The sequence below is a fragment of the Pseudomonas trivialis genome, from assembly GCF_001439805.1.
GTDB classification, from domain to species: Bacteria; Pseudomonadota; Gammaproteobacteria; order Pseudomonadales; family Pseudomonadaceae; genus Aquipseudomonas; species Aquipseudomonas trivialis.
Window position 1 is genome coordinate 1 of the sequence record NZ_JYLK01000029.1, and the last position, 15,250, is coordinate 15,250.

4 protein-coding genes are annotated in these 15,250 nt (G+C 64.2%); all 4 read right to left on the bottom strand.

The window, feature by feature from the left end; genetic code table 11:
• The coding region (locus TU79_RS26185; protein WP_057010405.1) for a two-partner secretion domain-containing protein at nucleotides 1–12,893 on the bottom strand (12,893 nt) is incomplete at its 3' end.
• Between the two features lie 33 nt (nucleotides 12,894–12,926).
• A complete protein-coding gene (locus tag TU79_RS24690) occupies nucleotides 12,927–14,633 on the bottom strand; it encodes a ShlB/FhaC/HecB family hemolysin secretion/activation protein (protein WP_057010406.1) in 1,707 nt (568 codons plus the stop codon).
• 153 nt (nucleotides 14,634–14,786) lie between these two features.
• Nucleotides 14,787–14,945 (bottom strand): hypothetical protein, encoded by a 159-nt coding sequence (locus TU79_RS26390; RefSeq protein WP_169793821.1) that lies wholly within the window; start codon nucleotides 14,943–14,945, stop codon nucleotides 14,787–14,789.
• 184 nt (nucleotides 14,946–15,129) lie between these two features.
• On the bottom strand, nucleotides 15,130–15,250 hold a 121-nt coding region (locus tag TU79_RS25860), incomplete at its 5' end, for a transposase (protein ID WP_211263080.1).

Below are 15,250 nucleotides of genomic sequence, written 5' to 3' on the forward strand. Positions count from 1 at the left end.
TTTCCCTTATTGGAAACTGCACTGTTAATCGCGGTGCTGGATAGACTAACTGCCACAGCTGCCTGAGTAGTGGATAGGCCGAGGCCTGCGGGCCCCATGACCAAGGACAAAGCGATAGCGAGGATAATTTGAGCACCAGCACCCAGCCCGGAATGGCTGTACTTGAAGGACTCGTGTACCTCCTTAACCATTCGCCAGTCTACGTCGCCGCGCTTTTCTGCCTCTTTCATCCATGCCAGAGATGGATCTGCCTTGACCATCGCATCAATGGCCTGGGTGACGGTCTGCTGATTGACCTGCTTAACGTCGATATGTAGACCTTCGACAGCATTAATTACAAGCTGCCCTTTGGCAGTGATCTGGGTCTGACGCAAGGTTTCATCGGTCGAGCTTTTAATCGAAGTTGATGTCCAGGCCAAACTGGAGTCGGTCTTCTCGTGACTCTCCTGATGCAGATCCTTCACACCCTCAAACGCAATATCGCCACCGCTCTGCAGAGTCAGGTCCCCGCCGCTTTGCAACTTCGCGGCTTGGTAACGTTGACCACTGCCGCTGATCAGAGAAACATCTCCACCCGCCGTAATCTCGCTCCCAATATTCTTCACATCGGTCACTTCATCACGCTGGGTTTTCTTGCTACCCCAACTCCCCTTCTTCTTCATGTCATACAACGAATAATCACTGTCCTGCGCCGCCAGCACATCCAGTCGATCACCCGCCACCAGATACGCCTCATCCCCCGCCGTTACGCGGCTGGAAATCAGCGCCATGTCATTCCCCGCGCTCAGGCGGATATCCGCCCCGGCGCTCACGACAGTGCCGACCTGGCTGACGTGATCTTCCTGGGTGGTTTTCTTTTTGCTCTTGGCCAGCGAGTGGTCCTCGTCCGCTGCCGAGGCCAGGTTCATGTCTTCTCGGGCCGACAGGCCGATATCGCGCTTGGCGTCGATCACGCTGGCGATGGCGTTGAGGTCGCGGCCGGCGTTCATTTGCACATCGCGGCCGGCGCTGACGGTCGAGCCGCTTTGTGTGGTGTTGGAGGTGTGTTTCCACATGCCCCCGTCGCCGGAATCGAGGGTTTGCGTGGCGACAATATTGATATCCCGCCCAACATTGATCAGCGTATCCGCCCCGCTCTTCAGCACGCTGCCGCTGTTGGTGAAATCGCGGCCCGCCTTGATCGTCAGGTCGTTGGCCGCTTCCACGCGGGCCGCGTCGCCGAAGTAGCTGCGGTTGTCCTCGCCGATGCCCAGCCCGGTGAGGCTGCGTTCGTTGATCACATCGCCCTTCACGGCCGTCAGCGTCACGTTCCGCCCGGCGATCACGCCGCCGGACTGGTTGACGAGGTTGTTGCCGGCCAGCAGGTCCAGGCGGTTGCCTGCTTCGATGCGGCCGCTGTTGATCAGGTCGTTGCCGGCGGCGGCCGAGAGGTTGTTGCTGGCGCGCAGGGTGCCGGCGTTGGTCAGGTCTTTGCCAGCGATCAGGTTGACGTCCTGGCCGGCGATGAGTGCGCCGTTGGAGGCCAGGCGCTGGTCGGCGTTGGCGAGGTAGAGCACCGGCACCAGGACTTTTTCGCCGTTCACTTCGTGCTCTTCGAGCCACACGATGTCGTGGGTCAACGCGGCGACTTGTTCGCCGGTGAGTGATACGCCCACCGAGAGGCCGAGGCTCTGTTTGCTGTGGATGGCGTTGTCCATCAGGTAGCGGAACAACGCGTCGTCGGAGGTCTGGCCGTCGAGGAAGCGTTGACCGGTGCGGGCGACCACGGCCTGTTGAATCAGGCGCTGTTCGTAGAGGCCGTCGCCGAGACGTTTGGCGCTGTCGTCGGGGTTGTAGCCGAGGCCGGCGAGCAGGTAGTCCGAGCTGACGAATTGCTTGAGGTCGGTGAGGACCGGGTTGGTTTCGATCAGGTATTTGTGGGGTTGCGAGGCGGCTTGCGGGGTGGCGAGGCCTTGCACGCGGTTGATGGTTTGGGTAGCGACGGACGTGCTGCTGTCCACGGCCTGCGGGGTGACGCCGGGGATGTTGACGGGCGCGCTGCGGGTGGTGGCGACGGTTGTATCGCGAGACGCGTTCGACAAGCCGGGCTGAGCGGTGGTCGCCGGCGCGGTGATCGGAGTGCTGGCGTCACGCGCGGCAGGCGTCAGGCCAGGCACGTTGAGGTCCGGGCGAGACACCTGGGTGGTGTCGCCATTGCCGTGGTTGATTGCAACGTCCGGGGTACGCCCCGGTTGCCAGGCGCTGCTGTCGGTGCTGCCGGCGACGTTGATCGCGCTGGCGTTAGCGTTGATGCCACCGGCTTCGCGGGCGGTCAGCACGACCTGATGCACGCCGGCGGCGGTTTGCGCGGCATCGGCGATCTGGAAGCTGCGGCCCGATGTGACGGGCGCAGATTGCTGACGTTGCGCCACGCCGACGCTGGCGCCGCCCAGGGTCCAGCTCTGCGGGCCGGTAGCGCCGCTTACCTGGCTGTCGTTGGCGGCCTGGCCGCTGAGACGGAACAGGCCGTTTTTGCCGGTGGGCAGGCTGAAGCCAGGCAAGGCAATCGGGTTGACCTGTTGCAGGGCAAGGCCGGGCGGCAGTTCGCGGTTGATGGTGACCATGACCGCCGTGTTGCCGCTGACCTGGGTGGCGCCGACCCGCGATGCATTGCCGCTGACGGCGACGTTTTGGCGCACCACGCTGTTGGTGAGGTTTTGCGTGGCATTGATGGTCACGGCGCCGCCGGCTTGAACCACCGCATTGGCGGCACTCGAAGAGCCGACGGTGGTGCTGTTGAATGGCCGGGCACCGACCATTTCCCAAGGACCGTCGGCGGCGCCTGTGCTGGGGTCGACGCTCTTGCTCGAGTTGGTGAGTGTCAGCGGCCCGTAACTGGTAGAGCCTCGCTCTCCGCGACCCCCCCCCTGGTGGCCCACACGAACGATGGATTCGGTTCCGTCGCTGGTCCAGACATGAATATTGGGCGCAGACGCGTTATAGAACGGGTCATGGTCCCGGTTGTAGTTCATCACCGTCACCATGAAGCGCGACAGGTCGTAAGGGTTCAGATCACCGTAGGTGTAAGAGCGCCGAAGGCTGTAGTCACCCACCGACGCGCCTTCGTTGGTGAAGTTCTGCAGGGCAAAGTTGATGTTGCCGCCGGCGGTGAGGGTGGAGTTCTTGTTGCTCAGGTCCCCGCCGGTAACCGTGAAGTTGCGCCCGGCGGTCATGCTCGCCGCTGCCGAATCTTCAAGGATCTGCGATTTGAAGTTCTGCACCCATACCAGGTAACTGTCGACAGAACGATTAGGCTCTATCGCGGTGCAACTGCTGCACTGCACGCCGATATAGGTGGACACCATGCCACCCGTTGCCTTGAACGCATCCTTGCGGTTCTCGATACGCGCCGCCGCCAGCTTCAGGTCGCCGCCACTCTCGATCGTCGCCGACAGGTTGTTGATCGCGCTGCTCTGACCGTCGTTGTCATCCCTGGCGATGCTCACGTTGCCCAGGCCGTAAACGTCGGCAAAGCGGTTGGTGAAGGTGTCGACCCGCAGCGCCATGTCGCCGCCGCTGAAAATCAGGCCGTTCTGGTTCAACAGGGTCGAGCCGGCCAGACGCAGATTGCCGGTGCTGCCCAGGGTGCCGGTGTTGTTGATCGTGGCTGCGCTGACGGTCAAGTCGGTGGCCGAGGTGATCCGGCCTTCATTGGCCAGGGTGTCGCCCACGCTGATGCGGCTGCTGCCGCCACTGGCGATGCTTGCCTGTTGCGCAACGGTCAACTGCGCGGCGGTGAGGTCCAGCGCGCCCACGCTGCTGATACGCCCGCTGCCCCCGTAGCCACCGGTCAACTGCAACCCCAGGCTGCCATCGCTGGCGATCAGGCCGTGGTTGGTCCACTGGCCGCCCTTGCCTTCCAGGCGCGATGACGCCAGCAACTGGCCGGTTGCGGTCTGGGTAAAGGTGCCGACGTTGACGTAGAGGCGTCCAGCCTGGATTACGCTGCTGTTGGTCCAGGTGTCGGCGTTGAGAGTCAGGCCGCCACGGGTGACGATGTTGCCGCCGGCGGCGGTGACGTTGGGCAGGGAGATATCGAACTCGCCCTCCCCGCTGTGCAACAACTGGCCGCCGGTGTTCTGGAACGAAGCAGCCGCGAGGCTCAGGTCGGTGTTGGCGGTTTCAACGAGGCCGTTGCGGTTGTCGAACAGGTTGCCGATCTGGAACTGGGTCTTGCCGCTGCGCGCCAGGGCACGCAGTTTGCCGCCCTGGTTGACCAGGTCACTGGCCTGCAGGGTCAGGGTCTCATCGCTTTCGATCACCCCTGACTGGTTGTTCAGTTGCCCGGTGAGGCCAAGGTCGATGCGCTGGCCGGCGATTTGCCCGTTGCCGTTGTCCAGCGAGGCGCTGCGCACGAGCACCGCCCCTTTGGCGTACAGCCCGCCGTAGGTATTGAGCATGCGCGTGGCGCGGATGACGGCGTCGCCGTTCTGCGCGGCGATGCGGCCTTGCCCGTTGTCGACGGTGAGCGCGACCAGGTTGACGCGCTGGCCCTGCACCACACCGGCCTTGTTCTGCGCCAGGCCATTGAGCAAGCTGGCATTCAAGTTGGCGTCCACCAGCCCGGTCAGGCTGGCCACGCTACCGCCCTGGTTGCTCAGGGTGTTGGCCTTGATCACTGTGTCGCCGGTTTGCGCCAGCAGTTTGCCGCCCTGGTTGTCGATGTCGCCGTTGATGTCGAGATTCAGGCCGCTTTGGCCTTGCACGGCGCCGCCGGCATTGGTGAGGCCTGCGGTATTGATGTTCAGGTCGGCTTCCTGACTGTAGATCAACCCGTCGGCATCGTTTTGCAGCAGGCCGGTGCTGCTGATCGCCACGCGATTTTTCGCGGCGATGGTGCCGCGCTGGCGGTTGTCGAGGCCGCCGGCCAGCAGGGTCAGCAGGCCCTGGCTGACCATCTGCCCGCCCTGGTTGTTGACCTGTGTCGCGCGCTGCAACAGCAGCGGGCCGGCGCTGGCCAGCTTGCCATTGGTGTTGGTCAGCGCGCCCAGCAGGTCGAGGGTCAGGCGGTCGTTGCCGGCGACGGTGCCGCCGCTGTTGTCGAGGTCCGAGGCCGTGACGGCCAGGGCTTTTTGCGCATTGATTGTGCCGGCCTGGTTGCCCAGGCTCAGCGCCTGCAGATCAAGTTCGGCGCCGCTGTCGATCAGGCCGCCGTTGCCGTTGTTCAACGCGCCACTCACGCCAAGACGTTGCCCTGCGCCACTGGAAAGAATGCCGCCGCTGTTATCCAGGCTGGCAGCGGTGAGGTCCAACCGCCCCTGGCTGACCAGCGCACCCGCGCCGGTGTTGAGCAGTGCGCCGGTGAGACGCACGTCCACTGCGCCGTTGCGGCTCGACAGCGTGCCGTTATTGCGGTTGTCGAGGCTGCCGCCGGTCACGCTCAAACCCTGCCAGCCGGACAGCAGGCCGCCCTGGTTGAGCAGCGTCGCCGCGTTCACCGACAGCAACTGGCTGCTGATCAACTTGCCGCCGGTGTTGTTCAGGGTGTTGAGGTTCAGCTTGAGGTTTTGCCGGGTCGACAGTTCGCCGTTCTGGTTGTTGATTTCGCCCACGCGGTTCAGCACCAGCGCGCCCTGGGCGGCGATCAGGCCGTTGCGGTTATCCAGGTCGGTGTTGTTCAAGTCCAGGGTCACGCCTTCGCCGCCGACGATTTGCCCGCCGTTCAGGGTCAGGCCGCTGAGTTTCAGGTCCAGCGTGCGCTTGGCCGACACTTCGCCGCCGCTGCCGGTGCCGAGGGTGCCTGCCGCGAGGTCCAGGGTGCCCTGGCTGTTGATCAGGCCACGGGCGGTGTTGTCCAGGGTCGCCGCAGTGAGCACCGCGCGGCTGCCGCCCAACAGCGTGCCGCCCTGGTTGTTCAGCAGGCCGTCACTGGTCAGTTGCAGCTCGCCCCGCCCGTTGAGCGTGCCGCCCTGGTTATTCAGGGCGCCGGCGCGCAGGTTGAGGTTGGCGGCGCCGACCAGGCCCTTGATGTTGGCCAGCGCCTGGCTGATGCGCAGGGTCAGGTCGCCATTGCTCAGCAGCCTGCCGCTGCTGTTGTCCAGGCTTTGCGCGGCCAGGGTGAACGCCTGGTCGCTGGAAATTTCACCGCTCTGGTTGTCGACGCCGTTGAGGTTGCTCAGCAGCAATGCGCCGCTGGCATTGATCAGGCCTGCCCGGTTAGTCAATTGCCCGTTGCTCAGGTCGAGGCTCAGGCCGGCCTGGCTGAACAGCTTGCCCGCCTGCTGGTCGAGGCCGCTCACCGTGGCGCTCAGCGCTTTGACGCTGCCGATGCTGCCACCGTTGTTCAATTGGCCGGTGGCCAGGCTCAAGCTGTCGCCGCTGTTGAGGCGCCCGGCCTGATTGTTAAGGGTGCTGGTGGTGACGCTGACCGGGCCTTTGCCGCTGATGCTGCCTTGCTGGTTGCCCAGGTTGGCGCTGCGCAGCACCAGGCCGGCGTCCGACACCAGCTCGCCGCCCTGGTTGTTCAGATCGGCGCGGGTGGTGACGTCAAGGGTTTGCGCGCTGGAGAGGCTGCCTTGGGTGTTGTCCAGGCTGCGGGCCTTGACGCTCAGCGAGCCTTCGCTGCTCAGCAGGCCCTGCTGGTTGGTCAGGTCACCGGTGAGGTTCACCACCAGCGGCTGTTGACTGAGCAGCTTGCCGCCGCTGTTATCCAGCGCGGTGCCCGTCAGGGTGAGGCGCTGACCGTTCAGTTGGCCGCGCAGGCGGTTGAGCACCTGCTCCACCACCAGGCTCAAGCCTGCGGCGGCGAAGACTTTGCCGCCGTCGCTGTTGTCCAGGCGCTGGCCGGTGAGGTCAAGGTCGGCGTTGCTGGTCAGCTCACCGCTGCGGTTGTCGACGTCACCCACCTTCAGCGTCAGGGTTTTGCTTGCGCCCAGCAGGCCCCTGCGGTTGTCGAGGCTGGCAGCGGTCATCAACAGGGCGTCGGTGCTGAGCAACTGGCCCTGCTGGTTGTCGATGCGACCGGCGTTGACGGTGACCTTGGCCTTGCCCGCCATTTCGCCCGCGCGGTTGTCGAGGGCCGACGCCGTCAACAGCACGTCGGCGTCGCCGATCAGGCTGCCACGCTGGTTGTCGATCAGGCCGTCAGCGCTGACGTCCAGCCCCCCACGGCTGCTGAGCAGGCCGTCGCTGTTGTCGAGGCTGGCGCTGTGGGCCGTGAGGCCGACCGCGCTGATGCTGCCTTTGATGTTGGCCAGCGCCTGCTCGATGCGCAGCGCCAAAGCCTGGTTGCTGATCAGCTTGCCGCTGCTGTTGTCGAGGCTGCGGGCCGCGAGGGTGAAGGCGTTCTGGCTGGAGATTTCACCGTTGCGGTTATCCACGCTGGCGAGGTTTTTCAGCACCAGCAGCGGCGCGTTGATCACGCCGGCGTTGGTCAACTGGCCTTGATGCAGGTCAAGGTTCAGTTGGTTGCTGCTGAACAGTTCGCTGCCGCTGGCCTGGGTCAGGCTGGCCAGGTTCGCGGTCAATACGCCGCCGCTGGCGATGCGCCCGCCGTTGCTCAGGTCGGTGGCCGTAAGGTCGAGGCTGTTGGCGCTGATCACGCGCCCGCCCAGGCCGTTGTTGAGTTGCCCGGTGGTCAGGCTGGCGGCGCCCTGGCTTTTCAGCAGGCCCTGGGCACTGTTGTCCAGGCTGGCGCTGCCCAAGGTAAGTGCCTGTGCGGATTCCACCACGCCGCCCACGTTGAGCAGTTCGCCGTCGCTAGTGAGGGTCAGGTCGCCGGCACTGGACAGGCTGCCGCCGCTGTTGTCCACCCGCTGCGCATGCAGTTGCAGGACGCCTTCGCTGCTGAGCTTGCCGTGCGTGTTGTCCAGCGCGCCCGAGAGTTGCAGCGCCAGCACCCGCTGGGCGGCCAGTGTGCCGTCGCGGTTGTCCAGGCGCGCAGCCTTGAGGTTGACCTGCTGGGCGAACACCAGCCCCTTGGCCTGGTTGATAACGTCGGCCACCGCCAACTCCAGCGCGGTACCGGCCAACACCTTGCCGCCGCTGTTGTCCAGGCGTTGGCCACTGAGCTGTGCCTTGAGCTGGCCGGAGATTTCCCCAGCGCGGTTATCCACGCGTTCAACCTTGAGTTGCAGCGCTTGGGTGGCGCCGACCAGCCCGCCGTTGCGGTTATCCAGGTCGTTGCCGGCAAGGCTCAGGTTACCCTGGGCGACAAATTCGCCGCCCTGCTGGTTCAACACGCCGACGGCGGCATCCAGATCGGCCTGGCTGGCGATACGGCCCTTGCTGTTGTCTGCGGTGTCCAGCGTCAGGCGCAACGGTCCGACCGCGCTGATCAGGCCGCCCTGGTTGTGCAGCGATTGTGCGCTGAGGGTTTGCGCCTGCCGGCCGTTGAGCACACCGCCACGGTTGTCGACGCTGCCGGCCGTCAGGCTCATGTCGCCCTTGGACAGCACGTGGCCCTTGGCCTGGTTATCGAGCAGGCCCTGGAGCTGCACCGTCAGGCTGCCATCGCTGACCAGATTGCCGGACTGGCTGTTATCCAGGCTCGCGGCACTGACCTGCAAGCGCTGCCCGGCCCCGAGCGTGCCGCCCTGGTTGAGCAACGCCCCATGGGTGGTCAGGTTGAGGCTGACGTCGCCCATGACCTGTCCATTGCGGTTGTTCAGGGTCATGGCGTCGACCACGCTGGCACCGGCGCTGGACACTTCGCCATTGCCGTTAAGCCACTCGCCGGCCACGGTCAGGCCGAGGTCCTTGGTACTGTTGAGCACGCCCTCAGTGTTATCCAGCCGGGCTGCCTGGGCGCTGAGGCCGGCGGCGGCGATCACGCCCTTGAGGTTGACCAGGGCCTGGTCGACGGTGAGGGTCAGGGCCTGATCGCTGAGCAGTTTGCCGTTGCTGTTGTCCAGGCTTTGTGCCGCCAGGGCGAATGCGTGTTCGCTGGAGATTTCGCCGTTTTGGTTGACGACGGTGGCAAGGTTTTTAAGCACCAGGACGCCGGGGGTGTTGATCAGGCCGGCGCTGTTGTCGAGCGCGCCGTGGTTCATGTCCAACGTCAGGCCGGCGCCGCTGCGCAGTGTGCCTTGCTGGTTCAGCAGCGGCCCGTTGAGCAGCAGGTTCAGGTTGCGCTTGGCGTAGAGGTTGCCCTTGAGCTGGTTGTTCAGGCGCTCGACGTTCAGCTGGATGTTGCCGTTGGTGAGTACCTTGCCGCCGGCGCTGTTATCCAGTTGGCGGCCATCGAGCGCCAGATCGGTGACGCTGGACACTTCACCGGCACGGTTGTCCAGGCTGTCGACCGTCAAGGTCATGGCCTCGCCCGAGTTGAGCAGGCCGCTGCGGTTATCCAGGTCCGTCCCCGCCACACTGAGCAGCCCCGCAGCAGTGACGCTGCCGGCGCGGTTATCAAGTTGGCCGATGGTCAGCGCCAGGTCACGCTTGCCGGTGATGCGGCCAGCGTTGCGGTTATCAAGGCTGGCCGCACTCGCCTGCAACAGGCCGGCGGAGGCCAGCAGCCCGGCCTGGTTGAGCCATTGGCCGCTGATCAACGCATTCAAGGTGCCGTCGCTGGTGAAGGTGCCGCCGGTGTTGTCGAGGCTCGCGGCGCGCACATCCGACGCCTGCCCGGCGAGCAGACGGCCGTTGCGGTTGCTGAGGGCGCCTGCGTGGTTGAGGGTCAGGCGCTGGTCGGCCTGGATCAGACCGTTGCCGTTATCCAGCGACGTGCCGCTCAGCGCGGTGTTAGCGCCAAGGATCTCGCCCTGGCGGTTGTCCAGGTCGGTGGCAATGTGGGCACTCAGGTCATCGCGCGCGCTGAGTTTGCCAGCGGTGTTGATCAGGCTGTTGGCGCGCAGGTCCAGGCCGCTGGCGGCGATCAGGCCTTGGCTGTTGTCCAGCGCCTGGGCGATCAGGACCTGCAGCCCTTGCTCACTGAGCAATTTGCCGCTGCGGTTGTCGAGGCTGTCGGCGGTGAAGTTCAGCGCCTGGGCACTGGAGAGTTCGCCGCCCTGGTTGTTGACGCTGTTGAGGTTGCGCAGCAGCAATGCGCCGGGCGCGTGGATCAGGCCGCCCTGGTTATTGAGGTGACCGTGGTTGAGGTCCAGGTTGACGCCGGCCTGGCTGTAGAGGTTGCCTTTGAGGCTGTTGTCGAGGCTGGCGGCGCTGATCTGCAGTTGGCCGATCGCACTTAACAGGCCGGTCTGGTTCAGCAGTTGCGCGCTGATCAGTGCATTCAATTGCCCGTCACTGGTCAGCTTGCCGCCGCTGTTGTCCAGGCTGCCGGCGCCGATGGCAACGCCCTGCCCCGCGAACAAGGTGCCTTGACGGTTATCGAGCAGGCCAGCGCTATTGAGGGTGAGCGAAGCATCACCTTGGATCAGGCCCTGGCGGTTATCCAATGACGCGCTGCTGACCGACGCGGTGCGGGCCAGCAGCTTGCCGCTGCGGTTATCCAGTGCAGCATCGACCTGTGCGAGCAGGCCTGCGCCGGCGCTGAGGGTGCCGCTCTGGTTACCCAGGCTGCCGGCCTGAATATCGAGGCTTTTCGCCGACACCAGCCCTTGGGTGTTGTCGAGGGCGCGGGCGATTCGCAGGGTCAGCGCCTGTTCGCTGAGCAGCCTGGCGTTGGAGTTATTCAGCGCTGTGGCGGCCAGGGTGAACGCCCGGGTGCTGGAAATTTCGCCGCCCTGGTTATCGACGCTGTCGAGGTTGCTCAGCAGCAACTGGCCGGGAGCGTTGATCAGGCCGCCCTGGTTGTTCAAATGCCCGCCGTTGAGGTCGAGGCTGACATCGCCCTGCCCGAAGAGCCGACCATCGTTGTGCTGGTCCAGGCCGCTGACACTGGCAGTGAGCACCTGACCACTGCTGATGCGCCCGCCTTCGCTGTTGTCGACCTGGCCCGCGTTCAAGCCCAGCCGAGCGTTGCCGCGCAGGTTGCCGTGCTGGTTGTTGAGCGAACCGGCCACTTGCAGCGTGAGGGTGTCGGCGAGCAGCGTGCCCTGACGGTTATCCAGGCTGCCCAGGCGCAGGCGCGCGTCGCCCTTGGCGGCGAACAGGCCGGCCTGATTGAGCAACTGGCCGGTGATGGCAGCGCTCAATGTGCCGTCGGTGGTGAGCTTGCCGGCGCTGTTGTCGAGGCTGGCGGCAGTCAGCTCGAACGCACTGCCGGCGGCCAGGGTACCGCGCTGGTTGGTCAGCGCGGCGCTGGTGATGGTCAGGGCATGATCGCCCTGGACGGTGCCATCGCTGTTGTCCAGCGCGCCGCTGCCGACGACAAGGTCGGTGGCAACCAGCTTGCCGTTGCGGTTATCCAGGCTGCCGGCAGTCAATTGCGTCGACTGGCGCGCGGTCAGGCGACCGCCCTGGTTATCGATCAGTCCTGTCGCGTTCAGGTTCAGCGATTGCCCGGCCGACACCAGGCCGGCCACGTTATCCAGCGCATCGAGTTGCAGCGTGACCTGCGCCTGGCTCGACAGCTCACCGTTGCGGTTGATCAGTTGGCCGATGTTCGCGGAAAGAGTGCCGGTGCTGCTGACCAGGCCACCCTGGCTGTTGGTCAACTGCGCGGCGTTGATGCCAAGGCTGCCGGCGCTCAGGATTCGGCCCTGATGCTGGTTGTCGATCTGCGTGGCTGTCAGCTGTGCGCCACGTTGTGCACTCAAGGTGCCGCCCTGGTTGACGAGTTCGCCGGTGTTGACGCTGAGGTCACGGCTGGCGATCACCGTCTTGCCGCTGTTGTTGACCGCCTGCGCGATCAAGCGCACATCGCCCTGGGCATTGCGGCTGTTATCAGCGTTGACGCCAGCCTCCACGATCCCGTTGTTGCTCAGGCGCCCGCCGGCATCCAGCGTGATGCTGTCTTTGGCCGCGAGGGTGTGCTGATTGGTCAAGGCGCCCTGGGTGTTGATCGATAAATCGGTGCCTGCGTAAACCGCGCCCTTGGCTTCCACGCTCGCCGCTTTGATGGCGACGGCGGTGCCAGCCGTGGTCGTGCCCATCACCACATTGCCGGCGGCATCGATCTGAATATCACCGCCTGCGACCATGTCGCCGGACAGCCGCACCCCCACACCCGCCTCGGTGCCGATCAACTTCACCGCACCGACGTACATGCCGCCCAGCGCCGACGAGTCAATCGCCAGCTCCGGCGCCGCGCTGCCATCCGCCGCGCGCGCCGTGGCATTCAGGGTGCGTGCATCCACGTCGTTACGACCGGTGACGAGGGTGAGTTTCTTTGCCTGGATCTGCGCGTTGAGGGTGGCGGCGCGGGTGATGATTTCGAACTGGTCGACGTTGGTGGCGTTAAGGCCGGCGCCTTCGATGGCGACGCTGCCCTGGTCGACCTGATAGCGGCTGACCTGGCCGTTGTCGATCACCGCTTTACCGGTGGTCAGGGTCACTTGCGGCGTGTTGATAAAACCGCAGCCGTTGCAACTGATGCCATAGGGGTTGGCCACGATCACATGGGCCGACTGCCCCGCCACTTCGGTGTAGCCGCGCAGCTGGCTGGGGCTGGCGCCGTTGACTTCGTTGAGGATGACGTTGGCGGCGCTGCCCTTGAAGTTCGGGTTGCCAACGATGAGTCCGCCCAATTGGGTGGCCTGGGTGCGGTCGGTGGCGTTGTTGAGGATGACGCCGTTGGTTCCGACGTTGTAGTCCTGAAACTGGTTGTGAGACAGACCGTTGGCGTTGGGCGCCGCGATGTTGACGATGGGCACGCCATTGCCCGCCTGGCCGAGCGTGGTGCCCGGCGCGCTGACCACGATGCCGTCCGCCTGGGCCAGCAGCGGCTGCCAGAACATCGCATTGGCCAGGATCAACGCCAGCCCGCGCTTGGGCAACCCGAGGAAACTGGAGCGGGTTTTCAGGGCTGCAGAAGGTTGGCGCGCGAGGAAGGCGAACTGGCGAACATCCATGTCAGGTCTCGATGCCCGAAGGCGGTAAGGGTGTTAAAGGAAAAAATCCAGGCGGAAGTAAATCGGCGCTTCACGTTCGGTGATCACGCCGGGTCGTTCCAAAGAGTGTGCAAGGGTCACGCTGGCCGCGACGTTCTTGCCGCGTGCAAACAGATCAAGGGAATTGCTGCTCATGCGCCCGTGCTGGTCGCCGTTGAAGCGGTCGCGGCTGATCACGCCCTGGTCGTAACCCAGGCTGGTGCCGTACTCGCTGAATAGCGGTTGCAGCCAGGCCCAGGTCACCGGGCGGCTCCAGCGCAGGTCGTTGCGCCAGTAGCCGCCGCTGTCGCCGGACAGCATCTGGTCGCGGTAGCCGCGCACCGACGATTGCCCGCCGAGGCTCAGGCGCTGCGGGCTGAACAGCACGTCTTCGCTGTGCTGGCCGGTCATCAGGCTGCTGAAACTGAAGGCCTCGCCCCACAGCTTGAATGGGTACAGGTAACTCACCGTGGCGGTGTATTTGCGGTAGCGCGCATCGGCCTGGCCCGCCCGTGGGTTGTGGTTGGCTTGGGCGTCGAAGGCGCCGATGCCGTCCTGCATGCCCAGGTCGATGTTGAGAAACGACGCGCCGATGCGTCGCCCATGGTTGATGCCGAACTGTGCTTCGCTCAGGCGGTTGCTGCTCAGGGCCAGCTTGCTGTCTTCGATGAAGTTGTTGGTGCGCAGGTAGGCCACGCCGGTGCTGAGGGAGGTTTTGCTGAGGGCGTCGCGGTGGATCACGCGCTCCAGACGCAGTTGGTGGTTCTGGCTGTCGCCGGTCTGCTTGAAGTTGAACCCGTTGGCCTGGGCCCGCGAGCGGTACTCGCTGTCCGAATAGCTATAGGTGAGGTTCCACCAGCCGAACGGCAGGCTGTAATTGAGCATCGAGTTGCGCGAGGTGCGCTGGTGATCGCTGACCGCATCGTGGCCGCCGCGCAAGGATAACTGATCGGCCAGACCCAGCGGGTTATCCCAGTCCAGGTTGGCGCCCCACTGCTGTTCGCCGGTGCTGCGCTGGCCGCCGTTGTGGCGCGACAGCCCGACGCGCCAGGGCTTTTGCGGGGTGTTCTTGACCAGTACTTCGCTGCCGCCCACAGTCTTGCCCGGTGCCAGTTCCATCTGCGCCTGGTTGGACGGCAGGCGGTTCAACTGGTCGACCATCTGCTCGATTTCGCGCAGGTTGAGCAATTGGCCTGGCTTGCCGGGGAAGCTCATCGCCAGTTGGCGGTCGGTGATGCCACTGCCTTCAGCGCCTTTCAAGCCTTCAAGCCTGCCCTCGACCACCTGCAGCGTGAGGTGGCCACTGGAAAGATCCTGTTGCGGCAGATAGGCGCGGCTGGTGACCAGGCCTTTGGCGAGGTAGCGGTCGGTGATGACCTTGAGCACCGCGTTCAATTGCGGCACGCCCAGGCATTGGCCGATATAGGGCTTGATCAGCTCGGCGCGCTCGCCTTCGGACAGCGCATCGGCACCGGCCAATTCGATGGTTTTGATCGGGAAGCAACGGCTGTCGACAGGGGTCGCCGGCGTGCTGGACGCCGCGGATTTACCGGGCAGGTCCTTGAGATCGTCGAGGCGTCGTTGCTGTTCTTCGAGCAGACGGTCCTGGCGGTCACGAATCAGGTCGGTGACACCGGGCGTGTCCTGCGGGGCTGCGGCCGCAGTAAGCCAGAAGAAAACGGACAGCAGGCTGAGACCGGTCCGGTGTAACGAACGCCACATTGAAAGATCCCTCTATATGGCTCTGTGCCATCAATGGGCGGCGATCTTAAGGTGGCGATATAGTGGCGTCAATTAAATGTATAAATTTGTTTCTTCGATCTGCATGAAAGCCAGCCGCACGCGGCTGGCTCAGAGATACAGGCAGCCAAACACTTACGTTGAGCGACCCTCGCTGCGGTTTTGTTGTTTTTTAACGCCTTTCCCGTTCTTTCGCTCGTATTGGTGGTGGATAAACCACACGACCAGCACCACACCGGCCAGACCAAAAATAAACAGCAACAGCTCTATCGCGGGACCTTCATGTGAAAACATCTTTCGTTCCTCGTCCTGAAGTATCGCGCCGCAAAAACGGGCGCCTCCGAAATTGTTCGTAACAATTCATACATTTCCAGAGTAGACGCCAACGCTGCGCGTGACAACCCTGACATCGCCAGAACCCTTGATCCAGACGTGTCAGTCGTCGCAAACCAAAAGTTGAAGGCGAAAAAAAGGTTCTTCACGGATTACCGGGAAAGACGTTCTTGATCTTCATGAAAAAGAATTCGCTATCCCGGTAACCGTACGCCATCCGCTTGATGACCTTTATTCGATTGTTTATTCCTTCCAACTGACCCGTA

Coding starts and splice junctions, on each gene's coding strand:
- TU79_RS24690 (WP_057010406.1), bottom strand. CDS start 14,633: ATGTGGCGTTCGTTACACCGGACCGGTCTCAGCCTGCTGTCCGTTTTC.
- TU79_RS26390 (WP_169793821.1), bottom strand. CDS start 14,945: ATGTTTTCACATGAAGGTCCCGCGATAGAGCTGTTGCTGTTTATTTTT.